We start from the raw sequence: 26,035 nt of genomic DNA, 5'->3' as shown, positions 1-26,035 counted from the left end.
GCGTGATGCCGAGCATGGTCACTTCCTGTCCATTATGGAGCACGGCCTCCGGCGAAGGCGGTCATGCCCTCGCCGACGTCCGCGGTGGTCATCAACCGGGCGTTCGCGGCGATCCGCTCGGCCGGCCGCTGTGCGACCGCGGCGGCCTCGTCGTTCGGCACGACCCTGTTCGCCAGGCCCAGCGCGGCGGCGCGGCCCGGTCCGGACCAGGCCGTTCGGATCAGCCGTCCAGCCCGGCCAGCTTGCGCGCCGCCTCCGACTCGCCCCACCGGAAGCCGATGCGCCGCGCCAGCTCCGCGGCCTCGGTGTAGGAGGCCCGCGCGGGCTCCCCCCGTCCGGCGAGCTCGTGCACGGTGCCGCGGTCGAGCAGCACGCCCGCCTCGATCTGCCGGTCCCCCACCGACCGCGCGAGCAGCAGCGCCTCCGCCAGCTCCAGCGCCCGGTCGAGCGACCCGAGCTGGCGGTGGGTGTCGGCCCTGTTCACCAACGACATCTCTACTTGACAGTAGAGGTCAAGTACTTGATACCGTCTGTCAAGTGCCGACCCTTTCGGAACACGTGGACCTGCGGAACGACCTGATCCGGCTCGTGACGAGCCGGCTGCTCGACCCGCTGGAGATCCTGCTGCCGGAGGCCGACCTGGCCGGCCTGCGGACCTCCGTCCGCGCCGACGCCGACATGTGGGCGGCCCAGCTGCTCGGCCCGGACGACGCGGTGGCCCGGCGAGTGGCCATCAGGCTGCTGACCGTGCTCCACCCCGGCGACGCGCCGTTCGACCCGCCCGAGGGCTGGTGGGCGACGCCGCTGGGCCGCGTCACCGCACGCCGCGCCGGTCACCCGAGCAAGGACCACGTGTCGCTCGGCGTGGCCGGCGCGATGCTCGGCATCACGCGCCAGGGCGTGCACGACCTCGTGAACCGCAACAAGTTGCTGCGACACCCGGACGGCGGCGTGACCGTCGACTCGATCCGTGCCCGCCTCGGCCTGAGGAGAGACGCGTGAAGCTCGCGGCGACGGACTTCGGCGGCTCCGGCACGCCCTTCCTGCTGCTGCACGGACTGGGCGGCGACCGGTCGGTGTGGGAAACTTTTGCGCCACGGCTGGACGGGCGCGCGGTGGCTGTCGACCTGCGCGGGCACGGCGAGTCGCCCGACGGCGAATGGGACTGGGACGCCGTGCTCGACGACCTCGAGGACACAGCTGTCCACTTCGGACTCGACGATCCCGTGGTCGTCGGGCACTCGCTGGGCGGCATCCTCGCCGGGATGTGGGCGTCGCGGCACCCGGGGCGTCCCGCCGTGAGCCTGGACGGACACCGTTCCGCGGCAACGCATCCGGCGAACTACGCGGGACTGCCGCCCGAGGAGGTGGAGAAGGGCCTGGCCACGCTGAACGCCCTTTTCGACGCCCAATTGGAGACGGTCACGCGTCCGTCGCGCTCGATCACCTCGGCGCTGCGCACGGCGCCGGAGTTCCTGGACGCGCTCCCGGTCTTCGCGGCGGTGAGGAGCCCGTTCCTGCTCGTGCTCGCCACCCGGAACCTGCCCGTGCCGCCGGAGCTCGTGCCGCTGATGGACGCCCACCGCGCCGGACTGCGCCGCGACCTGCCGCCGAACGTGCGGGTGCACGAACTCGACGCCACGCACGGCATGGTGGTCGAGCGACCGCGGGAGGTCGCGGCCGTCGTCGATCACTTCGTGAGCAACCGCTTCAACGCCTGACGGGCCCGGCGCGGCGCCGTGCTGTCGTGTTCGAGCTGCAGGAAGTGGTTGAGCGCCAGCATGACCCCGAGGATCTCGTAGATCAGCTGGTCGGCGTCCGTGTCCGGCCCGAGGTCGCCGTCGTTCACCGCGCGCCGGATGTGGATGCGCAAGTCCCTGCGCCACAACGCGTTCATGCCGGCCAGCGCATCCCGCACCCGCCCGCTGCGCCCGTCGAACTCGGCCGTCGCCGCCGTGAAGAAGCACCCGCCGGGCAGCACCTCGCGTTCGAGGTAGGACACCCACGCCTCGCAGACGTCGATCAGCCGCGGCAACCCCGACGGCATCTGCTCGACCTTGCCGGGCACCTCGCGCAGGAAGACCTCGGCGGCCTGGTCGACCACCGCGAGCTGCAGGGCCTCCTTGGTGCCGAAGTGCCCGAGCAGCCCGGCCTTGCTCATCCCGAGCTCCGCGGCCAGCCGCCCGATCGTGAGCCCCTCCAGCCCCTCCGCCGACGCGATGGCGAGACTCCGGTCGAGGATGCGCTGCCGCGTCTCGAGGGTGTCGGCGACAGATCTGCGCGGGCTCACCCCTGTAGTTTACGTCTCTTCAGCTACCGACCGATCGGTTGCTATATTCGCCGCGTCGTCGCCCGGCCCCGCCCAAGGAGCACACCGTGTCCGGATCCCGTGTCGCAGCGCTAGGCCACTACCAGCCGGAACGGGTGCTGACCAACGCCGACCTGGAGAAGGTGGTCGACACCAGCGACGAGTGGATCCTGCAGCGCACCGGCATCGCCACCCGCCGCATCGCCGCCCCGGACGAGACCGTCGCCGACATGGCCTCCGAAGCGGGCGCGAAGGCCCTCGCCTCCTCGGGCCTGTCCCCGTCCGACATCGGCCAGGTCATCGTCGCCACCTGCTCGGCCATCGACCGCAGCCCGTCGACCGCGGCCCAGGTGGCGGCCCGCCTGTCGATCCCGTCCGCCGTCTGCTTCGACCTGAACAACGCCTGCGCCGGCTTCTGCACGGCCCTCGCCACCGCCGACCACACCATCCGAGCGGGCGCGGCCCGGCACGCCCTGGTCATCGGCGCCGAGAAGATGTCCGACCTCGTCGACTGGACCGACCGCTCCTCCTGCATCCTGCTGGGCGACGGAGCCGGCGCCGCCGTCGTGAGCACCTCCCCGGACGCTCTCATCGGCCCCGTCGTCTGGGGCTCCGACCCGACCCGGGGCAACGCCGTCCGCCTCGTCGACGCCTGGCAACCGCGCTTCGCCCAGGAGGGCCAGGCCGTGTTCCGCTGGGCCACCAGCGAACTCCCCGCGGTGGCCGCCCAGGCCTGCGAACGAGCGGGCATCGCCGTCACCGACCTGGGCGCCGTCGTGACGCACCAGGCCAACCTGCGCATCGTCGAGGCGATGACCCTGCGCCTCGGCCTTCCGCCCGACGTCGTGATCGGCCGCGACGTGGTCGAGTCCGGCAACACCTCCGCGGCCTCGGTCCCGCTCGCCCTCTCGAAGATGGCCGAGCGCGGGGAGCTCCCGTCCGGCCGGCCCGTTCTCCTCTTCGCTTTCGGGGGCGGGCTTTCGTGGTCGGGGCAGGTCGTCACGGCGCCTTGAGGCCTGGGGCTCGGTGCACCGAGGGCGGGGGCGGGCCGTCCGGGGTGGCGCCCGGCGCAAGGGCACGCCAGCTGAACCGGCACCGAGCGAGGCAGCACGACGCATGACGCATGACGGCAAGCGTGGCGGGCCGGGCGAAGTGGCCCTGGGGCAGGCTCGCGCAGGGGTCCCCTTCGATTTCGGCTCCCCCGCGACCCAACGTACTCAGAGGGTCTGACAGCTTCGGCCGAAGCGAGCCGCTCTCGACACCCAAGCGACCTTCACACCCGAACCTCACAACCGGGGCCGGTGTGGCGACTCGGGAGCCCGCCGAGCCGCCACACCGCCGGTGACGCGCGAAAGGGAGGTTCCGGACTGCCGGCGCGGGAACGAGCGCATCGCCGCGTGACGTCATCGGTCCGCCACCTGGCCACGCGTGCGACGTCGGAGTTCGCCGTCCCCGCTTGCCCTGTGCCGGCAACCGGTACCTCCTCGACCTGGTCAGGGCCTCGCGCGTCCTCCGCCCGAGCGCACCATCTCCGGCCTCGAGCGCGAATGCCGCCGCCGCTGCAAAGGCGGGGACATCGACGACGAGACGGACGGGGGAACGGATGATGCGTGGGCGGCGACCGGTTCGGGAACCGGGATCATGGTGGTCGGGAGGACTTCCGGCGCGGCGGCGGCAGCGGGTTCCTCCGGCTGCGTCCACACCGGAACGTTCGTCTCGACCTCGTTCTGGCGGAAGAGTTCCGGGGTCTCGGTGATGATCTTGCCGGGCGACTCGAGGCCCACGATGCCCACGAGCTTGCCGTTGGCGATGAAGCCGGTGAGGCCGTTGACGTCGGTGGTGTCGGTGCCGAGGACGGGCAGGCCGGCGCCCTGCACGCGCATGCCGTACTGCTCGGTCCAGAAGCGCGGGACCGGCGTGTAGGTCCGGGCGTGCTTGCGGCCCACCAGCAGGTTCTCGGCGGCGGCGCGGCCTCCCTCCACGGCGTTGAGCCAGTGCTCGACGCGGCGGACGACGCCGTTGAAGCGCATGTTCGGCCAGCGGGCCACGTCGCCGCAGGCGACCAGGTTCTCGGCACCCACGACGTGGTTCGTCGAGTCGCAGAGGACTCCGTCGGAGATGTCGAGGCCGGAGCCGCGCAGCCAGTCGACGGCCGGGGACGCGCCGACCGCCAGCACGACGCAAGAGGCGAAGAAGACCTGGCCGTCGGACAGGTGGATGCCGATGCCGCCCGGCTGGCGCACCCAGTGCTTGATGCCCACGCCGGTGGCGAGCCTCACCCCGTGCTCGACGTGCGCCTCGGTGATCTTCTTGCCGATGTCGTCGCCGACGACGCCGCCCAGCAACGCGGGCGAGCGCACGATGAGCGCCACGTCGCGGCCCATGTGGCGGACCGAGCAGGCGAGCTCGCAGCCGATGAACCCGCCGCCGATGACGGCGACGAGGCCCTGCGACTGGCGGATGTTCCTGCGGATCGCGACCGCGTCGTCCAGGGTCCGCAGCACGTGCACCCGCGGGTCGTGGCGCGGAGCGCCGCCCATCGCCCTGGCGTCGACGCCGGTGGCGATGATCATGCCGTCGTACTTGATCTCCTCGCCGCCCGGCACCCAGACCGACTGCTTCTTCGGGTCCAGGTGCAGGGCCGGGGAGTTCAGGCGCCACTCGGCGTCGAGGTCCCCCGAGAACGACAGCAAGGCGTCGTCCGGGGTCCACTCCCCGGTGATGATCTGCTTCGACAGGCACGGGCGGTGGTACGGGAGGTGCCGCTCGGCGGACAGGATCGTGATCTGCCCGTCGAAGCCCATCTCCCGCAGCCGTTCCGCGGAACGGACTCCTCCGAGTCCGCCGCCGACGACCACGATCCGTTCGCTCACTTCACTCGCTCCCTGATCTCGATCGCGCGCATGGGACACGCGCGCTGTGCCGCACGGGCCTGGGCGAAGTGCTCCTCGGGCGGCCGGCGGTTGTAGGTCAGGCGGTTGTCCTCGATCAGCTGGAAGACGTCCGGGGCCTCCGCCTGGCAGGTGCCGTAGCGGTGGCATTTCTCGTTGTTGACGCTCACGTCCATCGCGTCGCCCTCGCCGACACCGGGCTCCTGGCCGCGCTCGGCGTCGAGCATGCCGATGCGGACGAGCACCTCGGGCGGCAGGAACCGGGCCAGGGCCAGGGTGGCGGTCGGGACGAGCACGGTGAGGCCGGCGAGCCAGAGGACGGACAGGTTGCCGTTCGCGATGGCGCCGAACCAGGAGTGCACCACGGTGATGGTCACCGCGATGTAGGCGGTTTGGTGGAACCGCAACCACTTGCGGTAGAAGACTTTGTGCCTCATCGAGGCGAGCACGGCGATCGCGAGCATGACCTCCAGGCCGAGGATGCCCAGCGCGTGCCGGAACAGGCCGCCGTCGACGAACGGCAGGACGAGCTTGACGAAGCCGAAGGTACCGGTCTGGATCAGCGTGAAGGCGAACGCGTGGATGCAGCCGAACGCGATCGCCAGCGAGGCGAGCACCATGTGCCCGTTCTTCAGCCCTTCACGGCCGGTGAGCTTCTCGGCCCACCCGGTCGCGATCAGCACGCCCCAGGACAAGGTCGCGCACATCAGGACGTAAGCCAGCCTGGCAGACAGCTGCGCCATCTTCTTGACGCCCGCGTCGAACTCCGACGACTGGGCCACCAGGAGCGGAATCTGGCTCGACAACAACTCTTCCTCCGGAAAGAACTTCCTCGCGGGAACCCGCCCGGCCCCGCGGTGCAGGAGTGGACACATCAGGGCCGGGCGGGTGGGAACAGGTCCGCGTTGGAGTGCCTCTGACCTTGGGGACACCACCTCCGTTTCCCGTTGTCCACAGGGGTGTTGCGCACATCACCGCACCGGTCGTCGCGGGCGGAGCACTCGGAGCAGGAGGACCGTGAGCACGGCTCCCGCCGCGGTGACCGTGAGGATCACCCACATGTTCGGCCCCTCGTTCGAGGCCAGGGTCGCGTTGACGATGCCGCCGGCGGGCACGGGCTCGGCGAAGGCCGGGTCACCGGCGATGCCGGTGCTCTCCAGCAACGTCATGTGCTTCATCACGACGTCGATGCCGGCCTGGGCGAAGCCGCGGATCACGTCGTTGCGCGTCGCCGAGCGGACCTTCGCGATGAAGGTAAAGACCTGGCCGTGGGCGGCGCGCAACCGGGCGACGAACGCCTGGTCGAACGCGTCCCCGTCGAGCGCGTTGATCTCCTCCATCCACGACTGCTGCGCCGGGTTCGGCACGTCCGGGGTGGTGAGCCCGAACTGGGCGGCCGTCTTCTTCGTCAGCGTGTCCAGCATCATGTGGTCGAGCATGATCATCTTGCCGATCTGCTTGACCCTGGCGTTGGACGCCTTCGTGGCGGTGAGCTCGCCCATGGGCATTTCCCACAGGCCCGCCTGACGCACCTTGTTCAGCAGTTCGCGGTCGTTCGCGGTCAACGGCCCTGACGGGGTGTCCATCACTCCCCCGGTGTCCGCGGGCTGCGCCGCAGCCGTGGCGGTCAGGCCGGAGAAGAGGAACAGCAGCGCGAAGACGGTGGCGAGGGCTCTGGTCATCGTCTTGTGGTCCTCGTCGTTCAAAGGAGGTCGATGGGGGGACGTGTTCGCCTGAGCAGCGGGCTCAGTAGCCGGGCGCCGACGGAGGTGGCGCGGACTGCGGCGTCCGCGCGGTCCCCGAACCGGGGGGCGTGCTCGGCTGACTGCTGCTCCTGCTGTTGTTCTGCGCCTTGCCGCCGGTGATCTTGGCGCCGTTCGGGGCGGTGACCCACCACACGCCGCCCTTCCCCTGCCCCTTCATGTCACCGGCCGTCCTGTCCTCGGCGTAGGTGTACTGCGGCCAGCCCTGGATGGTGAGCTGCTTGGTGCCGTCGGGCCTGGTCAGAACACCCATGGAGATGGGGTCCACACCGGTCGCCATCGGCGTCTTGTCCGCGAGCACCGGCTTCCACGCCTTCGCGCACTCGCCCTCGCAGTTCGACTTGGACGGCTTGGGAACGTCCTTGTCGTAGCGGTACAGGGGCAGTCCGTCGGCGTCGGTGACGAACCAGCCCATCTGGTCGGTGTTCGCGATGAAGTACATGTTCATGCCGCCCAGATCAGCGGGTTTCGCCTGCAAGCCGCCCGTCGCGGCCCCTCCGGGAGGGGTCTGGGTGCTACCGCACGCCGTGAGGCTCACCGCCAGTGCCGCGAGAGCGGTGATGGCTTGACCACGTCGCATCGGCAGGTCCTTTCTCGGCTTGGGTACCGAGGAGTACGGACACGATCCGGCAACGGTTCACGAACTTCGTGAGGAATATTTGCCTCTCGACTTGAGACGGTTGGTAGGGCAAGGATGTCCCCCGTGGCGCGGCATAGACGTCAACGCGAGTTAGACGAACAATCACCAAGACCGGGGTCTCTCGAAGAAGAGTTGATCCGTCGGCTGTACGAGGAATTCGGCAGCGCCCTGCTGGGACACTGCATGAGGTTGACGGGCCACGATCGACAGTGGGCCGAGGACATCGTGCAGGAAACCCTGGTCAGGGCATGGCGCAACGCCGAGAAGCTCGAACGTGACCCCGTGCTCCTGCGGTCGTGGTTGTTCACGGTGGCAAGGCGGTTGGTCATTGACGACAGGCGTAAGAGAAGCGTCCGCCCGCAGGAGTTCGAACTGACCCCTTCGGACGAGTCTCCCTCCGGCGGCGAAGAGGACCGCACCCTCGCGGCGATCGTCGTGGCGGAGGCGATGAACGGTCTCTCCGAGGAACACAGGGAGGCTATTCTCGAAACATATCTGCGGGACCGCACCGTCGGTGAGGCCGCGGCGGCACTGGGTGTGCCTCCGGGGACGGTCAAGTCGAGGGTGTACTACGCGCTCCGTGCGTTGCGGCGTGCGTTGCACGATCGGGGAGAGACGCGGTGACAACGGCACCAGATCACCTCGACGTAGCCGCCTACGTGCTCGGCATCCTCGATGCCGATGAGGTGGAGGCGTTCGAGAACCACCTGACCGAATGTCGGCGGTGCGCTCTTGACCTGCGCGACTTCGCGGTGGTGCCGGACCTCATCGACGAGGCCGACGCGGGCGGGATGCTGCGCGGGACAGCTCCGGAACGCCCCGACGGCAAGTCGGTGCGGGTGATGCTCGACGCCGTCGCGGCGCGCAGGAAGCGCCGGCGGTGGTTCGTCGCCCAGGGTGTCGCGGCCGCCGCCGCCGGCATCGTGGCGGTGACGGCTGTCGTGACGACGCTCGTCGTGGGTGGCGGCGACGGCTCGAACCAGGCCGCGCCCAAGAACACCACACCGACGTCCCAGACGCCGGTGGCGAACAACCGCAACGAAGCTTCGATGAAGGTCCAGCAGCAGGACCCCAACAGCGGTGTCTTCACCAAGATCGCCGCGGAGGACACGCCGTCGGGGACGGCGATGGACATCGAGGTGAGCGGGATGACCGGCCCCGGGAGGGGCTCGCTCGTCGCCGTCGGGCGCACGGGCCGTGTCGCGCAGGTCACGTCGTGGTTCGCCCCCGAGCCGGTGGCGGGTGACTCGAAGACCATCAAGCTGCAGGCGAACGTCGCCATGCGCTGGCACGAGATCGCGACCTTCCGGATCGTCGACGAGAACGGCAAGACGCTGCTCGAAGCCGTCGCCTCCTGACCGATCCCGGCACCAGACCGCTGCCCCCGCCGGATCCGTGAGATCCTGGGGGCAGTTGTCGTTTTCGGGGAAGGCTGTCTACGTGGCAATTGGCCCGTCAGCGGTCGAGCGCTGGCTCGATCTGTCCACAGAGGAGCTGCGCGCTCAGGTCTCGCGGCTGGTGTCCGCCCGGCTACCGGGTGATCACGCTGTGTGGCAGGCGATCCGGCGTCATCCAGCACTGGTCCCCCGCATCCGCGGCGTCCTCTCCGGACTCGCGGCCACGGCGGCCGGCAGCAAGGACGAGGCCATGCAGAAGGTCTGGATCTCCAACGCGCGCGCCGCCTTGGACCAGACCACTCCGGCCCCGGTCAAGGTCGCGCGCAAACCGGTGGTTGACCGAGCTCCCGCCGAGGAACCCGAACCGGTGATCGACCTGCGGGAGCCCGAGCCGCGGCAGAAGCAACCCCACAAGGCCATTCCGACCATGCTCTTCCAGGAGCCCAGTTAGGAGCGCCCAGCCAGATGGTCGTCTTCGGATCGCTCATCTCGTTGTCAGGTCTGCTGATCCTGCTGCTGCGCGACGCACCGCTGGGCGGGCTGAGCCCCGCCGTGGCCGGCTGGGTGATGATCCCGCTCGGCCTGGTGTTCGTCGTGCTGGGCGTCCTGCGCCACCGCCGCAAGCGCGCGCAGGGGGCTCCCGGCCCGGTCGGCAACCCCGTGCAGCGGCTCAAGGCGCTGCCGCGGCTGTGGAGGACCTGGCGGAGCGGGAAGTACCCGGAGCTGCCGCGCAGCCAGGTCGTGATGTGGGCGGTGGCGCTGGTCTACCTGGTGTCGCCGATCGACGTCCTGCCGGAGTTCCTCCCCCTGATCGGTGTGACCGACGACGCGGGTGTCCTCGTGTGGCTGCTCAGCAGCCTCTCGGTGGCGTCGGGGTCATACCTGCGCTGGGAGAAGAACCATGACGACCCTGCTCGCGGGATCGAGGCCGGCTGAGGCCTCCCGGCGCACGATCTCCGCGAGCCCCGGCGAGACCTCCGTCACGACCCGGAACCCCAGGCGCTCGTAGTAGGGCTGGTTCCACGGCACGTCCCGGAACGTCGTGAGCGTCACAGCGCGACCGGGACGGGTGACGTGTTCGATGAGCGCCGCACCGATCCCCTGACGCGCGTGCGAGGGGTGCACGCTCACCTGGTGGATGTGCGTCGCACCGTCGACGTCGCCGACCGCGATGAACGCCACAGGCACGCCCTCGGCGCCGATGGCCACCCAGACCTCGTGTCCGGCCAGGTCTTCCAGGGGCATCGGGGCGCTGTCGGCGATGTCGGGCATGCCCACGTCGCGGAAGGGTTCACCGGAGGCTTGTTCGATCTGCCGGACGTACGGCAGTTCGTCTGGTTGGGCGAGACGGATCAACACGCCCGTCATCCTGGTAGGTCGGACGCGGACCCCGCAGCCCGATAACGTTAAAGTCCGACGTGATGCGAAATAAGACCGTGCGGGTCCTCCTGGTCGAGGACGACGACGGGGACGCCGTCCTCGTCGAGGCGCTGCTCGAAGAGGCGAGCGCGCCGTTCGTGCTGTCACGCGCGGAAACGCTGGCGGAGGCCGAGCGGATGCTCTCCGACGCCGAGTGCGTGCTGCTCGACCTCGGCCTGCCCGACTCGCAGGGCCTCGCCGGACTGCACCGCCTGCTGGCCAAGCCGAACGCACCGGCGATCCTGGTGCTGACGGGTCTCGACGACGAGCGCGAGGGCATCGACGCGGTCGCGGCGGGCGCCGAGGACTACCTCATCAAGGGCAAGGTCGACGGCGAGCTGCTGCTGCGCGGCGTCCGCTACGCGGTCGAACGCCGCCGCGCCGAGGACGCCCAGCGCAAGCTGCGCGAGGTCGAGCTGCTGGCCTCCGAGCGGTCGCGCCTCGAACGCGGCCTGCTCCCTCCCGCGCTGCTGCAGAACTCGGACGTGGGCCTCGAAGTGCGCTACCAGCCCGGTGGCCAGCGGATGCTGCTCGGCGGCGACTTCTACGACGCGGTCGGCATGCCGGACGGCACCGTGCACGCCATCATCGGCGACGTCTGCGGCCACGGCCCGGACGAGGCCGCGCTGGGTGTCTGCCTGCGGATCGCGTGGCGCGCGCTCGTGCTCGCCGGTGAGCCGGCCGAGAAGGTGCTCAAGACGCTCGACCAGGTGCTCGTCGCCGAACGCCACGGCGACGGCATCTTCACCACGGCGTGCATGGTCTCGGTGGCGCCGGACCGGCGTTCGGCGCGCTACTTCCTCGCCGGGCACCCCGAACCGCTGCTGGTCATCGGCGAGGAGATCGTCGAACTGCCCCGGTCGAAGGTCGGCGTCCCGCTGGGCGTGCTGCCCGACTACGCGTGGACCGGCGTGGACGTGCCGCTGCCGGCCGGCTGGTCGCTCGCCTGCTACACCGACGGCCTGATCGAGGGCCGCGTGCCCGACGACGTCGACCGGCTCGGCGTCGAGCGCCTCTGCGAGATCCTCGCCAGACATCTGCGCAACGGTCCCGCCTGGGTGGACCCCGTCATCGCGGAGGTGACGGAGCTCAACGGCGGGCCGCTCGACGACGACGTGGCCATCCTGCTGCTGAAGGACGGAAAGTGAAGCTGCCACAAACGGTGCCGGCGAGCCGGCTGCTGGCCGGGATCGTGGCGGTCCTGCTGGTGATGACCGCGGTGGTGATCTCGTCCACCGTCATCGCGCTCGACTCGCTCGGTGGCGCGAGGGCGCGGCAGGTCGACCGGATCGAACCCGCCGCCCGGCGCGCGAACGACCTGAACCGCGCACTGCTCGACCAGGAGACCGGCGTGCGGGGCTTCGTCCTCACCACGCAGGACGACTTCCTGACGCCGTACCTCGAGGGCCAGAAGGCCGAGGAGGAGGCCGCCAGGGACGTGCGCGCCCTGATCGGCGACCCCGGGGGCCGGGTGGCCCTCATCGAGGACCTGGCCCGGCAGTGGCGCGCGGAGTACGCGACGCTCACGGTCACCGCCGCCCGGCCAGGCCTCACCCCCGGTCCCGGTGGTGACATCGAGCGCGGCAAGGTCCTGTTCGACCGGATCCGCGCCGAGCTGACCGGCCTGCGGGGCGACATCCAGGAGCTGGGCCGGCAGACCCGCGACGAGCTCCAGCACGCGGCGAGCGTGGTGTTGTGGCTGGTCATCGGCATGGGTGTGCTGCTCGTGGCGGTGATCGGCGGGCTCTCGCTGCTGCTGTACCGGCTGCTGATCGCGCCCCTGGCGGAGCTCGCCGACCACACCCGGCAGGTGGCGTCCGGCGACTTCGAGCACGAGATCGACGTGGACGGTCCGCGCGAGACCGTGCAGCTCGGCGAGGACGTCAACGCCATGCGCCGGCGGATCGTGCAGGAGCTCGCGACGCTCGAAACGGCGAAGACCGAGCTGCAGCGGTCCAACTCCGAGCTGGAGCAGTTCGCCTACGTCGCCTCGCACGACCTTCAGGAGCCGTTGCGCAAGGTGGCGTCGTTCTGCCAGCTGCTGCAACGGCGCTACGGCGGCCAGCTCGACGAGCGGGCCGACCAGTACATCGGCTTCGCGGTGGACGGTGCCAAGCGCATGCAGGTGCTGATCAACGACCTGCTGGCGTTCTCCCGCGTCGGCCGGATGACCCGCGAGCAGACCCTGGTCGACCTCAACGTCCTCGTGCAGCAGGTCCTGGACAGCTACTCCGACCGCGTCGAGGAGACCGGTGCCCGCGTGGAGGTCGCGGACCTGCCCTCCGTGCGCGGTGAGGCGTCCCTGCTCAGCGCGGTCTTCCAGAACCTCATCAGCAACGCGCTGAAGTTCAAGGGCGCCGAGGCGCCGGTGATCACGATCGGCGTCGAACGCGACGACGAGATGTGGAAGTTCACGGTCAGGGACAACGGCATCGGCATCGAGCCGGAGTACGCTGACCGGATCTTCGTCATCTTCCAGCGCCTGCACCCCAAGGACGCCTACCCGGGCACGGGCATCGGACTGGCGATGTGCCGGAAGATCGTCGAGTACCACGGCGGAACCATCTGGCTGAAGACCGACGTGGACTCCGGAACCACTTTTGAGTTCACGCTGCCCGTGGTACCCGAGCTCGTCGCCCAACCCGAGGAAGTACATGTCTGACTCACCGCTGAACGTGATCGACGTCCTGCTCGTCGAGGACGACCCCGGCGACGCCCTCATGACCCAGGAGGCGTTCGAGCACCACAAGATCCGCAACACGCTGCACGTGGTGAAGGACGGCGTGGAGGCGCTCGAGTTCCTGCGCCGCGAGGGCCAGTACGCCAACGCGCCGCGGCCGGGCCTGATCCTGCTGGACCTGAACCTGCCGCGCAAGGACGGCCGCGAGGTGCTGAGCGAGGTCAAGGCGGACGCCGAGCTGCGCTCCATCCCCGTCGTGGTGCTGACCACCTCGGAGGCCGAGGAGGACATCCTGCGCAGCTACAGCCTGTACGCGAACGCCTACGTCACCAAGCCGGTGGACTTCGACCGGTTCATCGAGGTCGTCCGCCAGATCGACGACTTCTTCGTCACCGTGGTGAAGCTGCCCCGCTGATCACGGCGGCGCTGAAGTCCAGGCACGACCGGCAGATCCGCGCTTGCGCACCGGAGAAGACAGCTGCGGTCCCGCTGCAGAAGGAGCAGTCGCCGAGCTCCCCCACCTGAGCCTCGGCGACGCAGACGTCGCAGATCACGGCGGCAGGTCCCGCCATCATCTTGTCCACGTCCGCGGCGACGCGCCCGCAGAACCAGCAGCGTTCGGTCCGCTTGGACTGCTCCACGATCTGGTGCACGCGCTGGTGGCTCATGCCCAGCGCTTCGGCGATCTCGCGCAGGGACCCGCCCGCGCGGTGCAGCCGCAGCACGGTGTGGTGGTAGACGGCCTTCGCGACGTCGGCCTGCTCCTGGGCAGCGGAGGAGGCGGTACCCGCCTTCCGTGCCGTTGCCAGCAGCGCTTCATCGAGGGTCATGGCGTCTACGGTAGCTAGACGCGTCTATGTCCCCTAGACGCTGTCCGGGTGAACTGGGCGGACGTGGACGTTCAGTCGACGCTCCGGACGATCACCGGTTCGTCATCGGCCTGCACGACCCATTCCTGGGGTTCGCGGGGTTCGGGGAAGACCGGCGCCCAGATTCCCGTGCCACCGGGACGGCGTCCCTTGCGCAACTCGAACTCTTCTCGCGTGGTCATGCACCTCGGCTACCCGATCGAGCGGAACGTATGCCCGACAGCATCGTCGTGATGGCGTCCATGACCCGCGACGTGGCCTCGTCCAGCACCTCCGCCGTCAGCTCGCGGTCGTAGAGGTCGGACAGGTCCACAGGGGCGCCCGCGACGACCTCGATCCTCTTGCGGGGCAACAGCCTCGGCAGGACCGAGCCCCGGGGCAGCAGGTCCTGCGTGCCCCACTCGGCGACCGGCACGACCGGCACGCGGGCCTCGAGGGCCATCCGCGCGACCCCCGACTTGCCCTTCATCGGCCAGCCGTCCGGGTCGTTCGTGAAGGTGCCCTCCGGGAACGCCATCACGCACCTGCCCTCACGCAGCGCCTCCACGGCGGGCTTGAGCGCCTCCGCGGCCTTCACGGTGCCGCGTTCGACGGGGATGTGCCCACCGGACCGCATGACCCGGCCGACGAGCGGCAGGCGCCACAGGGAGGCCTTGGCGAGCACCCGCGGCACCCGGTTCGACAGGAGCGCGAACACGACGGCCGCGACGGCGTCCGCGTTCGACAGGTGGTTGAACGCGAGCACCACGCCGCCGTCGCCGGGGACGTGGTGCCTGCCCCGCACCCGCAGCCGCACGAACAGCACGACCACGGGCCACAGGACGTCGATCGCCAACGAGAACCAGAACCCCCTGCCCCTGCGGGGGATCTTCCAGGTCCAGGCGGCCAGCTGCAGCGGTGTCACGCGGTGTATTCGAGCACGCCGGCGTTCTCGGTTCGGGTCAATTCGCCACGTTCGACGAGAACGTCGAGGTGAGCGGCCGTCTCGCCGACGGCCAGCACCTGGTTGAACATGTCGAGGTCGTCGAACCGGCGCTGGCGGCGGGTCCAGCCGATCTTGCGGGCGGTCTCGAACGCGCTGCCCGCCACGGCCTTGCCGATCTCCTCCAGGCGCTGCTCGTGGAACCGCAGCAGCTCGTCGACGCGCGCGTGCGAGCTGTCGGTCACCGGGCCGTGCGCGGGCAGCAGCCGCAGGTCCGGCAGCTCACGGGTCAGGCGCAGCGAGGTCATGTAGTCGCCGAGCGGCAGCTCCGGCCGCAACGGCTCGAAGCCGATCGACGGCGTGATGTGCGGCAGCACGTGGTCGCCGGAGAACAGCACCTTCGCGGCGTGGTCGACGAACACGACGTGGCCACGCGTGTGACCGGGCGTCGGGACGACCTCCAGCTCGCGGTGCTCGAGGCCGACGGTGCTGCGGACGAGCCACTCGTCGGGCTCCTCGTAGTCGCGCAGCGCCTCACCGCGGTCGACGTGGTGCATGATCTTCACCCACGTCTCCGCCAGCTCCGCCGCACCCCATTTGCGCAAGTCCGACACGTGCTGGTCGTCCTGGCCGTGCAGCATGTGCCGCAACGACGGCTGCTCGCCCAAGCCCAGCCCGATCCTGCTGCCGAACAGGCGGCGCAGCGACACCGCCATCGTGAAGTGGTCGCGGTGGACGTGCGTGACGAGGAACCGCCGGATGTCCTCGAAGCCCTTGCCGAGCGTGCCGAGCGCCGCTTCGAGCTGGTCCCTCGCCTCGTCGAGCGCCCAGCCCGAGTCGATCATGACGAGCCCGTCGCCGTCCTCGATCGCGTAGACGTTGACCGCGCGCAGCCCGTCGTTCGGCAGCGGCAGCGGAATGCGGTGCACACCTGGTGCCACCTCGAACGCGCCCGGCCCACTCCACACGCTCGCCCACCTCGTCGTTAGCGACAGCAACTAATTCTTACCGGATGGTAACCCTGTATTCGGGGTGCTTGTCGATGTACTTCGCCACGAACGGGCACAGCGGGGAGATCTTGACACCACGGGCCAGGACGTCGTCCAGGGCGAACTTCGCGAGCTGTCCCCCGAGGCCCTGACCGGCGTAGGCGTCGTCGACCTCGGTGTGCACGAGCGCCAGGACGCCGGCGACGTCTCGGTACTCCAGGAAACCGGCGAGCTTGCCGTCGACGTGGACCTCGTAGCGGCTCTCGGCTTCATTTTTGATGACCACGTCAACCATCTTGCACCGGACGGATGGAAAATGACGAGCATGGACGTCTACCTGCTGATCCTGGGTGACCACCTGCCCAACCCGTGCACGGGCGAGGAGGTGTCGCAGGCCGACCGGCTGCGCGCGATGGTCGAGCAGGCCGTGGTGGCCGAGGAGGCGGGCTTCGCGGGCGTCGCGATCGGCGAGCACCACTTCACGCGCTACATCGTGTCGGCGCCGGAGCTGCTGCTGGCGTCCGTGGCGGCGCGGACGTCCACGCTGAAGCTCTCGACCGGGGTGACGCTGCTCGCCCACCGCGACCCGGTGCTGGTGGCGGAGGCGCTGGCGACGCTCGACGTGCTGTCGCGGGGCCGTGCGGAGCTGATCGTGGCGCGCGGGGTGGACCAGCAGACCGACGCGGCGTTCGGCGTGCAGCCCGGTGAGCTGCGGGCGCGGTTCGAGGAGCACCTGCGGTTGCTGCTCAAGCTCCTCGAGGAGCCGGAGGTGAGCTGGGACGGCAAGTTCCGGGGGCAGCTCAGCGAGGTGACGACGACGCCGCGGCCGGTGCAGACGCCGCGGCCGGCGGTGTGGATCGGGTCGGGGTCGGCGGTGTCGGCGGACCTGGGCGCGGAGCTCGGGATGCCGCTGATGCTGCCGTCGACGTTGCGGGACCCGTCGATCTACCGCGAGGTGGTGCAGCGCTACCGCGAGCGCTTCCCCGGTGGACGGGTGGGCGTGCCCAGCCACGTGTTCGTGGCGAACGAGGACGCGCGGGAGCGGTGGCGGCCGCACCTCGCCGAGTACGCGCGGTTCGCGGACCCGTGGCGCGGGGATGGCGACATCGATGTCGACGCGCTCATGGACGGTGCGGCGGTGTGCGGGACGCCGGACGAGGTGGCGCGGCGGCTCAACGCGCTGGCGGAGCTGCTGTCCATCGACACGCACCTGGTGATGGTGGACATCGGTGGCATGCCGCACGAGTCGGTCGTCGAGACGATCCGCCTCTTCGGCGCCGAGGTGCTCCCGAAACTTGTTTAACGCGCTCGGTGCCAAGGGTTAACACGGGTTCGGCAGTATGGGAGTCGTGGGCGTCACGGTCATCGGCATCACGCATCCAGGGCAGGTCGGGGCGCTCCCCGGCGGCACGAACGTGCTGGTGCTGGCCGATGACGGCACGTTCGCCGACGAGTTCCTCGAAGCGGACCACGGTGCGCACCAGCTGGTGGTGCGGTCGTTCGGACGTGGTTCGGCGTTCTTCGGGGTGGCGGACAAAGCACGTGAACTGGGCGCGGATCGGGTCCTCTTCGGTGGTGCGCACGACACCGCCGCCTCCTTCACCACCGGGGAGGACCCCGTGCTCGTGCTGGGGGTGCGTCCGCCCGGCGGGCCGATCGCGTGCAACGCGGCGTTCCTCGAGTGGCTGGACCGCTGGCCCCGGCCGGCGAACGCCTACCACGGCGACGTGGACCACTGGCTCGCCGCCAACGCGTTGAGGGAAGGTCTCCGGGTCGAACTGGTTTCATGGCGGATGGAACCGACCGTCCCCTTGCGACGGAAGTTGACGGCTTAGTCATCCGAAGGCGGAAGACAGTGCACCGCCGGTGAAATAACGTTCCTCTCGCGGCCACGCGACGCGTACGCACCGGAGCTGAGAGTTCTCTCAGCGTGTTCTGCCCGGGGTGGGGGCACACTGGTTCAGGGTTCTTCTCAGGGGAGAACCCGATCCCGCGTGCGACGGCGTCGCCGATGATGGTGCGCACAAGAGACCCACAGAGGGGAACAAAGGGTGAGCGCGTCCGATGGAGTCGCGGCCAGAGCCGTCGACGTTTGGAAGTCCTACGGGTCCGGCGATGCCGCCGTGACCGCGCTCGCGGGGGTGAGCGTCGACCTGGAGAAGTCCAGGTTCACCGCGATCATGGGCCCGTCGGGGTCGGGCAAGTCCACGCTGATGCACTGCCTGGCAGGCCTGGACGACGTGACGCGGGGCGAGGTGTGGGTCGGTGGCACGAAGGTGACCGGCTTGAAGGACCGCGGGCTGACGGAGCTGCGGCGCGACAAGGTCGGTTTCATCTTCCAGCAGTTCAACCTGCTGCCGACGCTGACCGCGGAGGAGAACATCACGCTGCCGCTCGCGATCGGCGGCAGGAAGGTCGACAGGGACTGGTTCGACGTCGTCGTCGACACGGTGGGTCTGAGGGACAGGCTGACCCACCGGCCGACGCAGCTGTCGGGCGGTCAGCAGCAGCGCGTGGCGTGTGCGCGCGCGTTGGTGTCACGGCCCGAGGTCGTGTTCGCCGACGAGCCGACCGGCAACCTGGACTCGCAGTCCGGCGCCGAGGTGCTCGCGTTCCTGCAGCGGTCCGCCCGTGAGTTCGGGCAGACGATCGTGATGGTCACGCACGACCCGAACGCCGCTTCGTACGCCGACCGCGTCATCTTCCTCAAGGACGGCAACATCGTCCGAGAGCTGCTGTCGCCGTCCGCGGAAGAGGTCCTCGACACCATGAAGCACCTCGACGGCGTCGTGGTGCCGCATGTTTAAGGCGACCATCAAGAGCTTGCTGTCGCGCAAGCTCAGACTTGTGCTGTCCGCGCTCGCCGTCGTGCTGGGCGTGATGTTCGTGTCCGGTTCGTTCGTCCTGACGGACACGCTGCAGAGGTCGTTCACCGACCTGTTCTCGTCGGCCTTCGCAGGCGTGGACGTGTCGGTGTCGCCGAAGCAGGAGAAGGGCAAGCAGCCCGAACCGCTGACGCCGCAGGCGATCGCGGACGTGAAGTCGGTGCCGGGCGTGGCGTCGGCCGTCGGTGACGTGCAGGGGTCCGCGCGGCCGATCGGCAAGGACGGCAAGGTCATCACGACGTCGGGCTCGCCGCGGTTCGGCTTCAACTGGACCGGCACGGGTCAGGAGAAGATCCGCGACGGCAGGGCGCCGCAGGCCGAGAACGAGGTCGCCGTCGGCGGGTTCCTCGCGACGACCGGCGGTTTCCGGGTCGGTGACGACATCGCGCTGCTGACGCTGGAGCCCAAGAAGACGTTCAAGATCACGGGCGTCTACGAGTACGCGGGCGGCCGCGACTCGCTCGGCGGCGAGCTGTCGGTGGCGTTCACCGAGCCCGTCGCGCAGCAGCTGTTGCTGGGCAAGAAGGACGTGTTCTCCGGCATCACCGTCACGGCGGCGCAGGGCACGTCCGACGACGCGCTGCGGGACGCCGTCGCCGCCGAGCTCGGCTCCGGCTACGACGTCAAGACCGGTGCGGTGCTCGCGAAGGAGCAGGCCGACCAGATCAACGAGGGCCTGAAGTTCTTCAACTACGTGCTGCTCGGGTTCGCCGGCATCGCGTTGTTCGTCGGCATCTTCATCATCCTGAACACGTTCTCCATCATCGTCGCGCAGCGCACGCGGGAGCTGGCGCTGCTGCGGTCGATGGGCGCCTCGCGCGGCCAGGTCATCGGGTCCGTGGTGCTGGAGGCGTTGGTGATCGGCCTGATCGCCTCGGTCGTCGGTCTCGCGGCGGGCGTCGGCATCGGCGCGTTGCTGGCGAAGATCTTCAGCTCGGTGGGTGGCACCAGCCTGCAGCTCGCGGGGATCGGCGTGCCGATGTCGGCGATCATCTCGTCGTTCGCGGTGGGCATGATCGTCACCGTGGTCGCCGCGGTCATGCCGGCGCTGCGGGCGTCGCGGATCGCGCCGGTGGCGGCGATGCGCGAGGCGGCGACGCCGGACCGGCCGCTCACCAAGATCACGATCACCGGTGCGCTGGTGGCCGCCGCGGGTGGCACGTCGCTCGCGTTCGGCTTCAACCAGGCCTCGCTGCCGTTGATCTTCGGCGGCATCCTGGTGGCGTTCGTCGGTGTCGCACTGCTGACGCCGATCCTGTCGAAGCCGATGGTGTCGCTGATCGGCCGACTGCTGTCGTGGTCGATGCCGGGGCTGCTGGGTCGCCGCAACTCCGCGCGCAACCCGCGGCGCACCGCGATCACCGCGGCCGCGCTGATGGTCGGCATCTCGCTGATCACCGGCGTGAGCGTGGTGCTGACGTCGGCGACCAAGTCGATCGAGAAGCTGGCCTCCGGGCAGCTGCAGACCGACCTGATCATCTCCGGCGAGGGCCAGGTGGAGGGCCAGCCGGCGACGTTCCGGCGCGACGTGCTGGCGAAGGTCGAGAAGACCGACGGCGTGAAGTCGGCGTTCGGCTGGTCGCAGGACGGCGTGCTGCAGGGCGAGGACCAGCGCTTCGCGGTCGCCGTGACCGACGTGACCGCGCTGGAGGAGATGTTCGCCCTCAAGCCGAAGTCCGGTGACATCGCACCGCTGCGGGACGACCAGATCGGCCTGCCGGAGGACCTCGCGACCGAGAAGAACTGGGCGGTCGGCAGCACCGTCACGCTGCAACTGGCCAAGGGCGAGCCCCGCACGTACACGGTGGCGTTCATCTGGGCCAAGTCGCAGGTGCTGCAGGGCGCGCTGGTGCTGCCGGAGTCGGCGGCCCGGGAGTTCCGGTCCGACCAGATCAGCCAGGCCTTCGCCCGGGTGCAGCCGGGGACGGACGTGGCGGACGTGCAGAAGCGGGTCGAGCCGTTGTTCGCGGACAACCCGGAGATCACCGTCCAGGACCGCAGCGGGTTCGTGAAGCAGACGACCTCGCAGTTCGACACGGTCCTGCTGATGATCCAGATCCTGCTGGCGCTGGCGATCCTGATCGCCGTCCTCGGCGTCATCAACACGCTCGCGCTGTCGGTGATCGAGCGGACCCGCGAGCTGGGCCTGCTGCGCGCCATCGGCATGCGGCGGGCGCAGGTGATGCGGATGATCACCGTCGAGTCGGTGGTGATCTCGGTGTTCGGTGCGGTGCTCGGCCTCGCGGTCGGTCTCGCGCTCGGCGTCGGCACCGTGCAGGCGCTGAAGGACCAGGGCATCTCGGAGATCGGCTTCCCGTGGATGACGATGGTCCAGTACCTGGTGGTGGCGGCGTTCGTCGGCGTGGTCGCCGCGATCCTGCCGGCCATCCGGGCCGCGCGCCTCAACGTGCTGGACGCGATCGCCTACGAGTGAGCCGGTGGGGAGGGGCTGTGCCGGGCCGTCGCGCTGTCCGGCACAGCCCCTTTCCTCACGCGTGGGGGCAGGTGTCCCGGTAGGCGCTGATGAGCGTGTTCGGCGCGGGGGCCGGGCACAGGAACTGGTCGTACCGCAGGTCGTCGTCGACGAACCGCTTGAGCCACGACAGCGTGTACTTGCGCACCGTCACGTTGTCGCTGCGCGGTGCCGAGTGGTCACCGCCGCGCAGTTCGAGGAACGCCTTGTCCGGTGCGGCCGTGATCGAGTTGTAGAACGGCGTCGAGTGCTGCGAGTTGGGCGCCGTGGGGTCGTTCTGACCGCCGAGCACCAGGGTCGGGACCTGGACCGTCGACCAGTTCTTGGTCGTGTGCCAGCCGGCCATCGGGATCGAGGCCTGCAGCGCCGGGCGCGTCGCGGAGGCGCGCAGCGCTCCCCCGCCGCCCATCGAGTGGCCCATCACGGCGAGCCGCGAGGCGTCGACGCGGGGGTTGGTGCGGACGACGTAGTCCAGCGCCGCGAGCAGCTGACGGCCCCGGCTGTCCGGGTCGTCGAAGCCCGACAGGGTGTTGATGGTGATCACCACGAAGCCGTAGGACGCGAGGCGCGGGCCGAAGTGCGCGACCGACGACTGGGTGGCGGTGAAGCCGGGGGACACGGCGACCGCGCCGAACTTGAGGTCGCTGGTCGGGGTGTAGACGGTGCCGCCGCCGAAGTTCGACTGGCGGGCGACGGCCGCGGACGTCACGGCGAACGTGCCCCGGGAGGCCTCGACCGAGGCGGCCGTGGGTGCGGGGCCGCGTTCGTGGGGGTTGGCCGCCGCGGTGGCGACGGCGGGGGCGGTGGCTGGGATCAGCGCCAGGACCAGCGCCGCAAGCACAGTTTTGACGCGCACGACGAAGACACCTCTATTGGTTGCAGGGTAACCAAAAGCGACGGCGGGGCTCACGCTACCGCCCGGTAGCCCGGAACGGATTCGGCCACTCGGATGGTTACCGGGACATTTCGACGGTGTTCGACGGGTGTTCGCGAAATCGACCTCCGTCACCCAGCGCAGCGGACCGGGACGTTGTCGTCCTGTCCGGTCACCGTGGAAGCGGTATGCGACGGCTCGGACGGAGCACGAGGGTGACCTATGCCCACCCGCAGACAGTTCCTCGTCCTGAGCTCCACGGCGGCACTCACCGGTCTGCTGTCCGAGACTCCGGCGTCCGCGGCGCAGACCGCGCAGCCGTACGCGTCCTGTTGGCACCCCTCGACGATCCTGGACTGGGACCCGTCGACGGACCGGGACGCGAAGTACAACCGCAGCACGGTGCCGCTCGCGAAGCGCGTCGTCCCGGCCAGACCGGCCAACGCGCACGCCCGCCCGGGCGAAGCCAGGGTGCAGGCGCTCGTGGCGTACGCGCCGACGAGCGGCAACCCCGCGCAGGGCTCACTCGACATGAACTACTACGCCACGAACTACTGGCAGTACATCGACGAGCTGGTGTTCTGGGGCGGGTCCGCCTCCGAGGGCCTGATCCTCGCCCCGAACCCGACCGTCACCGACGCCGCGCACCGCAACGGCGTGCGGGTGATCGGCAACGTGTTCCTCCCGCCGACCGCGTACGGCGGTCAGCTCCAGTGGGTCCGCGACCTCGTGCGGCGCGAGGGCGACAGGTTCCCCGTGGCGGACAAGATGATCCAGGTCGCGCGCCACCACGGCTTCGACGGCTGGTTCCTCAACCAGGAGACCGCCGGCGGCGACGCCCAGCTGGCCGGTGACATGCGCGACTTCATCGTCTACCTGAAGAAGTCCGGCCTGCGGGTCATCTGGTACGACGCCATGACCGACACCGGCGGCGTCAGCTGGCAGAACGCCCTGACCGCGCGCAACCGGACCTTCTTCGAGCAGTCCGACGAGATGTTCCTCAACTTCTGGTGGAGCGCGCAGGGCCTCGCGAACTCGGCGGCGCTCGCGCGGCAGATGGGCCGCAGCCCGTACGACCTGGCGTCCGGTGTGGACGTGGAGGCGAACGGCTACAACACGAGCGTCGGCTGGGCCTCGGTCTTCCCCGAGGGGAAGCCGCACGTGACGTCGCTCGGCCTGTACCGTCCCGAGTGGACTTTCAAGTCCGCGTCGAGCCCCGCGGACTTCTACGCCCGCGACAACAGGTTCTGGGTCGGCCAGAACGGCGATCCGTCGAACACCACGACGACGGCGAACTGGAAGGGCATCGCGCACCACGTCACCGAGCTGACGCCGATCACGTCGCTGCCGTTCGTCACGAACTTCAACACCGGCCACGGCAGGAAGTTCGCCGTGAACGGGACGGTCCGCTCGACGCAGGCGTGGAACAACCTGTCGCTGCAGGACGTCCTGCCGACGTGGCGGTGGAGCGTCACCGGCACCACCACGCCGGTCACGCCGTCGCTCGACTGGGACGACCCCTTCGACGGCGGCACCGCGCTGAAGATCACGGGCACCGCGCAGTCCGCCGGCGACGTCCGCCTGTTCGCGACGTCGCTCGGGATCACCGGCTCCACCTGGTTCGAGGTCGTCCACCGCACCGGCGCCGGCCCGTCCCGGCTGCAGGCGGTCCTGCGGTTCGGGACGACCGAGCGCGTCCTCGACCTCGGCGGGGCCGGCGGCGCGTGGCGGCGCAGCGCGTTCCCGCTCGGCGAGCACTCCGGCTCGACGCTGACGGAGATCTCGCTGCGGGTGCTGCCCGGTGCCGCGGTCACCGCCCTCATCGGCCGGATCGGGGTCACGAACCCGGTCATGACACCACCTGCTGCCCCGTCGCACGTCCGGGTCGAGCAGGTGAGCCGTGTCGACGCCACCACGGTGTCGGCACGGCTCACCTGGACCCGCTCCCCCGGCACGGTCCGGCAGTACCGGGTCTACCGGGGGACGGGCTCCGGCCGGGTCTTCCTCGGCGGCACGCCGAACGACGCGTACTTCGTGCCCGCGATCCCGCTGGCGGACGGCGAGACCGCGCAGATCGAGGTGGAAGCCGTCAGCGAGGCGTTCGACGTCTCGGCACCGGCACGGATCTCGCTCACTGGTACACCCTGACGTAGTCCAGCACCATGTCCTGCGGCAGCTGCGTCCCGGCCCCCGGCGGGCCGGGCCAGTCCCCACCCACCGCGTTGTTGATGATGATGAAGAACGGGTGGTCGTAGACCCACGGTCCGCGCGTCGTCTCCAGCACGTCCCGGTCGACGGTGAAGAACCTGGTGCCGTCCACGGAGAACGTCATGTGGCTGGAGTCCCACTCGACCGCGAAGGTCCGGAACGCCGACGACGCGGGCTGGCCGAGGTCGAGCGGTGAGCCGTAGCCGCCCGCGCCGAAGTACTGCGGGGCGTGCAGCGTCGAGTAGACCCGGTTCGGCTCCTTGCCGACGTGTTCCATGATGTCGATCTCGCCGGTGTAGGGCCACGGCCTGCGCTGGTCGAAGAAGTCCGCGCCGAGCATCCAGAACGCGGGCCAGAGCCCCTGCGTCGACGACACCTTGATGCGCGCCTCGACCCGGCCGTAGGTGAAGGTGAACTTGCCGTAGGTGTTGAGCCGCGCCGACGTGTACTGGCAGGTCGTGCTGCCGCTCACCGGGTCCACCGGGCACGCGCTGCCGGGCGTGACCTCACGGCGGGCCTGCAGCACCAGGTTGCCGTTGCCGTCGTGCCGGGCGTTGTTGTTGTTCGTGTAGTACTGCAGCTCGTTGTTCACGCCCGGCCCGACCTCCGGCTGCCACTTCGAGGCGTCCGGCCCGGTGCCCGCGGGGGCGTTGAACTCGTCCGACCACACCAGCCGGCCCGGGAACGACGGGTTCGGCGGCAGCGGGGGCGGCGTGACCGGCGCGCCGCCCGTGCCGTGGACCTGGAACTCCCACAACGAGTAGCCGTAGCCGTTCGACCTGGCCGTGCCGTACATCCGCACGTACCGGCCGGTGCCGCTGACCGTCAGCGTCTCCTTGAACCCGCGGCCGGTGGTGGTCGAGTAGATCTGCCGCCAGTTGACGTTGTCGTCGGAGACCTCCAGCCGGTACGCCGTCGCGAACGCCGGGTCCCACTGCAGCACGACCTTCGAGATCTGCGCGGGAGCGCCGAGGTCGACGGAGATCCAGCCGGGGTCGACCCAGCCGTTCGTCGGGCTCGTCGCCCAGCGCGTGGCGGGATCGCGGTCGAACGCCTTGGCGGGCGTGCACCGACCGCAGTTCGGGTCGTCCTGGAACGTCGACGCGGCACCGGTTTTGCCGTACGAGAGCAGGGTTTCCGCGCTGCCGCCGTCACGGGTGCCGAACACCTGGAACTCCCACAGCGAGTACCCCCACTGGGTGGCGCGCTGGGTGAGGTCGAGGCGCACGTACCGGCCGGTGCCGGTGACCGCGAGCGTCTCGGTGCCGCCGGGACCGGTCGTCGTTCGACGAAGTTCCCGCCAGTTCGTGCCATCGGGCGAGATGCTGAGCGTGTAGGCCCGCGCGCTCGCCGTCTCCCAGGCGAGGACCACCTGGTCCACACGGGCGGACGAGCCCAGGTCGATCTGGATCCACTGGGGGTCGCTGAACGTGCTCGACCACCGGGTGCCCGCGTCGCCGTCGACCGCGGCGGTCGCGGCGAAGGCGGCGTTCTCGCTGCTCGACGCGGTGACCGGGCGGTTCTGGGAGATCAGCGGACCGGCGGCGGACGCCTGGACGGGCACGACCAGTGCCGCCGCGACCACCGCCGCGGCGAACAGGGGGAGTCTTCCGCGGTGAAGCCTTCCTGACATGGGTGCTCCTGGTGCCGGAGAACGGGAGGTGAAGGCGAGAGAGCGCTCTCTTGCGACAGGAGTTCAGAGCCGAGAGTCGGGGCA

The 26,035-nt window shown here is 70.0% G+C and carries 30 protein-coding genes; 15 read left to right on the top strand and 15 right to left on the bottom strand.

Annotated elements, in window-relative coordinates; translation table 11 throughout:
- Window positions 1-32: 32 nt before the first annotated feature.
- Together V1227_RS00570 and V1227_RS00565 are read right to left on the bottom strand one after the other, a co-directional pair.
- Window positions 33-161, bottom strand: a complete 129-nt coding sequence (locus tag V1227_RS00570) for a hypothetical protein (RefSeq protein WP_329790416.1) — start codon at window positions 159-161, stop codon at window positions 33-35.
- Between the two features lie 59 nt (window positions 162-220).
- Window positions 221-493 carry a tetratricopeptide repeat protein gene (locus tag V1227_RS00565; protein WP_329790415.1) on the bottom strand — a complete coding sequence of 91 codons (273 nt, stop codon included), beginning with the start codon at window positions 491-493 and terminating at the stop codon, window positions 221-223.
- A gap of 44 nt (window positions 494-537) precedes the next feature.
- Here V1227_RS00565 and V1227_RS00560 point away from each other — a divergent pair, with 44 nt between their 5' ends.
- A complete protein-coding gene (locus V1227_RS00560; protein ID WP_329790414.1) occupies window positions 538-1,002 on the top strand; it encodes a hypothetical protein in 465 nt (154 codons plus the stop codon).
- Window positions 999-1,721, top strand: coding sequence for an alpha/beta fold hydrolase (locus tag V1227_RS00555; protein ID WP_329790413.1), 723 nt, complete (start codon window positions 999-1,001; stop codon window positions 1,719-1,721). The genes V1227_RS00560 and V1227_RS00555 overlap by 4 nt, the downstream gene beginning before the upstream one ends.
- On the opposite strand, the gene V1227_RS00550 is transcribed toward V1227_RS00555, so the two are convergent.
- Window positions 1,691-2,290, bottom strand: a complete 600-nt coding sequence (locus tag V1227_RS00550; RefSeq protein ID WP_329790412.1) for a TetR/AcrR family transcriptional regulator — start codon at window positions 2,288-2,290, stop codon at window positions 1,691-1,693. The two genes, V1227_RS00555 and V1227_RS00550, sit on opposite strands and share 31 nt — an antisense overlap.
- 86 nt (window positions 2,291-2,376) lie before the next feature.
- Here V1227_RS00550 and V1227_RS00545 point away from each other — a divergent pair, with 86 nt between their 5' ends.
- The gene (locus tag V1227_RS00545; protein ID WP_329790411.1) at window positions 2,377-3,321 is read left to right on the top strand and encodes a beta-ketoacyl-ACP synthase III; all 945 of its coding nucleotides are present in this window, start codon (window positions 2,377-2,379) and stop codon (window positions 3,319-3,321) included.
- A 480-nt stretch (window positions 3,322-3,801) separates the two neighbouring features.
- Here V1227_RS00545 and V1227_RS00540 read toward each other — a convergent pair whose 3' ends face one another.
- From V1227_RS00540 to V1227_RS00525, 4 genes are all read right to left on the bottom strand, one after another.
- Window positions 3,802-5,181, bottom strand: coding sequence for an NAD(P)/FAD-dependent oxidoreductase (locus V1227_RS00540; protein ID WP_329790410.1), 1,380 nt, complete (start codon window positions 5,179-5,181; stop codon window positions 3,802-3,804).
- The gene (locus tag V1227_RS00535; RefSeq protein WP_329790409.1) at window positions 5,178-6,005 is read right to left on the bottom strand and encodes a 4Fe-4S domain-containing protein; all 828 of its coding nucleotides are present in this window, start codon (window positions 6,003-6,005) and stop codon (window positions 5,178-5,180) included. Before V1227_RS00535 ends, V1227_RS00540 begins: the two co-directional genes overlap by 4 nt.
- A gap of 165 nt (window positions 6,006-6,170) precedes the next feature.
- Window positions 6,171-6,881 (bottom strand): DUF4142 domain-containing protein, encoded by a 711-nt coding sequence (locus V1227_RS00530; RefSeq protein ID WP_329790408.1) that lies wholly within the window; start codon window positions 6,879-6,881, stop codon window positions 6,171-6,173.
- A gap of 64 nt (window positions 6,882-6,945) precedes the next feature.
- A complete protein-coding gene (locus tag V1227_RS00525; RefSeq protein ID WP_329790407.1) occupies window positions 6,946-7,542 on the bottom strand; it encodes a hypothetical protein in 597 nt (198 codons plus the stop codon).
- Between the two features lie 114 nt (window positions 7,543-7,656).
- Between V1227_RS00525 and V1227_RS00520 the strand changes: the two genes are divergently transcribed.
- The 4 genes from V1227_RS00520 to V1227_RS00505 all read left to right on the top strand — a co-directional run bounded on the left by V1227_RS00520 (window position 7,657) and on the right by V1227_RS00505 (window position 9,935).
- Window positions 7,657-8,226: a sigma-70 family RNA polymerase sigma factor gene (locus V1227_RS00520; RefSeq protein WP_030468711.1), complete on the top strand. Its 570-nt coding sequence runs from the start codon at window positions 7,657-7,659 to the stop codon at window positions 8,224-8,226.
- The gene (locus tag V1227_RS00515) at window positions 8,223-8,960 is read left to right on the top strand and encodes an anti-sigma factor family protein (RefSeq protein WP_329790406.1); all 738 of its coding nucleotides are present in this window, start codon (window positions 8,223-8,225) and stop codon (window positions 8,958-8,960) included. The genes V1227_RS00520 and V1227_RS00515 overlap by 4 nt, the downstream gene beginning before the upstream one ends.
- An 82-nt stretch (window positions 8,961-9,042) precedes the next feature.
- Window positions 9,043-9,450: a hypothetical protein gene (locus tag V1227_RS00510; protein WP_329790405.1), complete on the top strand. Its 408-nt coding sequence runs from the start codon at window positions 9,043-9,045 to the stop codon at window positions 9,448-9,450.
- Between the two features lie 14 nt (window positions 9,451-9,464).
- Window positions 9,465-9,935: a YkvA family protein gene (locus V1227_RS00505; protein WP_329790404.1), complete on the top strand. Its 471-nt coding sequence runs from the start codon at window positions 9,465-9,467 to the stop codon at window positions 9,933-9,935.
- On the opposite strand, the gene V1227_RS00500 is transcribed toward V1227_RS00505, so the two are convergent.
- Window positions 9,876-10,367, bottom strand: coding sequence for a GNAT family N-acetyltransferase (locus V1227_RS00500; RefSeq protein ID WP_329790403.1), 492 nt, complete (start codon window positions 10,365-10,367; stop codon window positions 9,876-9,878). The genes V1227_RS00505 and V1227_RS00500 overlap by 60 nt on opposite strands.
- 53 nt (window positions 10,368-10,420) lie before the next feature.
- Here V1227_RS00500 and V1227_RS00495 point away from each other — a divergent pair, with 53 nt between their 5' ends.
- The 3 genes from V1227_RS00495 to V1227_RS00485 are packed head-to-tail and all read left to right on the top strand — an operon-like array spanning window position 10,421 to window position 13,513.
- Complete coding sequence (locus tag V1227_RS00495) at window positions 10,421-11,566, top strand: PP2C family protein-serine/threonine phosphatase (RefSeq protein ID WP_329790402.1); 1,146 nt, start codon at window positions 10,421-10,423, stop codon at window positions 11,564-11,566.
- Window positions 11,563-13,080: a sensor histidine kinase gene (locus V1227_RS00490; protein WP_329790401.1), complete on the top strand. Its 1,518-nt coding sequence runs from the start codon at window positions 11,563-11,565 to the stop codon at window positions 13,078-13,080. Before V1227_RS00495 ends, V1227_RS00490 begins: the two co-directional genes overlap by 4 nt.
- Window positions 13,073-13,513 (top strand): response regulator, encoded by a 441-nt coding sequence (locus V1227_RS00485; RefSeq protein ID WP_329790400.1) that lies wholly within the window; start codon window positions 13,073-13,075, stop codon window positions 13,511-13,513. The genes V1227_RS00490 and V1227_RS00485 overlap by 8 nt, the downstream gene beginning before the upstream one ends.
- Here V1227_RS00485 and V1227_RS00480 read toward each other — a convergent pair.
- The 5 genes from V1227_RS00480 to V1227_RS00460 form a co-directional block, all read right to left on the bottom strand.
- Window positions 13,488-13,928 carry a ClpX C4-type zinc finger protein gene (locus tag V1227_RS00480; protein ID WP_329790399.1) on the bottom strand — a complete coding sequence of 147 codons (441 nt, stop codon included), beginning with the start codon at window positions 13,926-13,928 and terminating at the stop codon, window positions 13,488-13,490. The two genes, V1227_RS00485 and V1227_RS00480, sit on opposite strands and share 26 nt — an antisense overlap.
- Before the next feature lie 71 nt (window positions 13,929-13,999).
- Entirely contained in the window at window positions 14,000-14,149 is a 150-nt protein-coding gene (locus V1227_RS00475) for a hypothetical protein (RefSeq protein WP_176960101.1), read from the bottom strand.
- A complete protein-coding gene (locus tag V1227_RS00470) occupies window positions 14,146-14,871 on the bottom strand; it encodes a lysophospholipid acyltransferase family protein (protein ID WP_329790398.1) in 726 nt (241 codons plus the stop codon). Before V1227_RS00470 ends, V1227_RS00475 begins: the two co-directional genes overlap by 4 nt.
- Window positions 14,868-15,857 (bottom strand): MBL fold metallo-hydrolase, encoded by a 990-nt coding sequence (locus V1227_RS00465; RefSeq protein ID WP_329790397.1) that lies wholly within the window; start codon window positions 15,855-15,857, stop codon window positions 14,868-14,870. The genes V1227_RS00470 and V1227_RS00465 overlap by 4 nt, the downstream gene beginning before the upstream one ends.
- 37 nt (window positions 15,858-15,894) lie before the next feature.
- Window positions 15,895-16,164, bottom strand: coding sequence for a GNAT family N-acetyltransferase (locus tag V1227_RS00460; RefSeq protein WP_442916435.1), 270 nt, complete (start codon window positions 16,162-16,164; stop codon window positions 15,895-15,897).
- 30 nt (window positions 16,165-16,194) lie between these two features.
- Here V1227_RS00460 and V1227_RS00455 point away from each other — a divergent pair, with 30 nt between their 5' ends.
- The 4 genes from V1227_RS00455 (at window position 16,195) to V1227_RS00440 (ending at window position 21,197) form a co-directional block, all read left to right on the top strand.
- Entirely contained in the window at window positions 16,195-17,181 is a 987-nt protein-coding gene (locus V1227_RS00455) for an LLM class flavin-dependent oxidoreductase (RefSeq protein WP_329790395.1), read from the top strand.
- 46 nt (window positions 17,182-17,227) lie between these two features.
- Window positions 17,228-17,713 (top strand): hypothetical protein, encoded by a 486-nt coding sequence (locus V1227_RS00450; protein WP_329790394.1) that lies wholly within the window; start codon window positions 17,228-17,230, stop codon window positions 17,711-17,713.
- A gap of 216 nt (window positions 17,714-17,929) precedes the next feature.
- Window positions 17,930-18,685, top strand: coding sequence for an ABC transporter ATP-binding protein (locus V1227_RS00445; RefSeq protein ID WP_236218914.1), 756 nt, complete (start codon window positions 17,930-17,932; stop codon window positions 18,683-18,685).
- A complete protein-coding gene (locus V1227_RS00440; RefSeq protein WP_329790393.1) occupies window positions 18,678-21,197 on the top strand; it encodes an ABC transporter permease in 2,520 nt (839 codons plus the stop codon). The genes V1227_RS00445 and V1227_RS00440 overlap by 8 nt, the downstream gene beginning before the upstream one ends.
- A gap of 55 nt (window positions 21,198-21,252) precedes the next feature.
- Here V1227_RS00440 and V1227_RS00435 read toward each other — a convergent pair whose 3' ends face one another.
- Window positions 21,253-22,092 (bottom strand): dienelactone hydrolase family protein, encoded by an 840-nt coding sequence (locus V1227_RS00435; RefSeq protein ID WP_329790392.1) that lies wholly within the window; start codon window positions 22,090-22,092, stop codon window positions 21,253-21,255.
- A 240-nt stretch (window positions 22,093-22,332) separates the two neighbouring features.
- On the opposite strand from V1227_RS00435, the gene V1227_RS00430 reads away from it, so the two are divergent.
- On the top strand, window positions 22,333-24,258 hold the full coding sequence (locus V1227_RS00430) for an endo-beta-N-acetylglucosaminidase (protein ID WP_329790391.1): 1,926 nt from the start codon (window positions 22,333-22,335) through the stop codon (window positions 24,256-24,258).
- Here V1227_RS00430 and V1227_RS00425 read toward each other — a convergent pair.
- Window positions 24,242-25,951, bottom strand: coding sequence for a discoidin domain-containing protein (locus tag V1227_RS00425; RefSeq protein WP_329790390.1), 1,710 nt, complete (start codon window positions 25,949-25,951; stop codon window positions 24,242-24,244). The two genes, V1227_RS00430 and V1227_RS00425, sit on opposite strands and share 17 nt — an antisense overlap.
- Window positions 25,952-26,035: the final 84 nt, after the last annotated feature.

The sequence above is a fragment of the Lentzea sp. DG1S-22 genome (assembly GCF_036321065.1).
Taxonomy (GTDB): domain Bacteria; phylum Actinomycetota; class Actinomycetes; order Mycobacteriales; family Pseudonocardiaceae; genus Lentzea; species Lentzea jiangxiensis.
The sequence above is the reverse complement of the archived record's forward strand: the minus strand, read 5'-3'. Positions and strand labels throughout refer to the sequence as shown.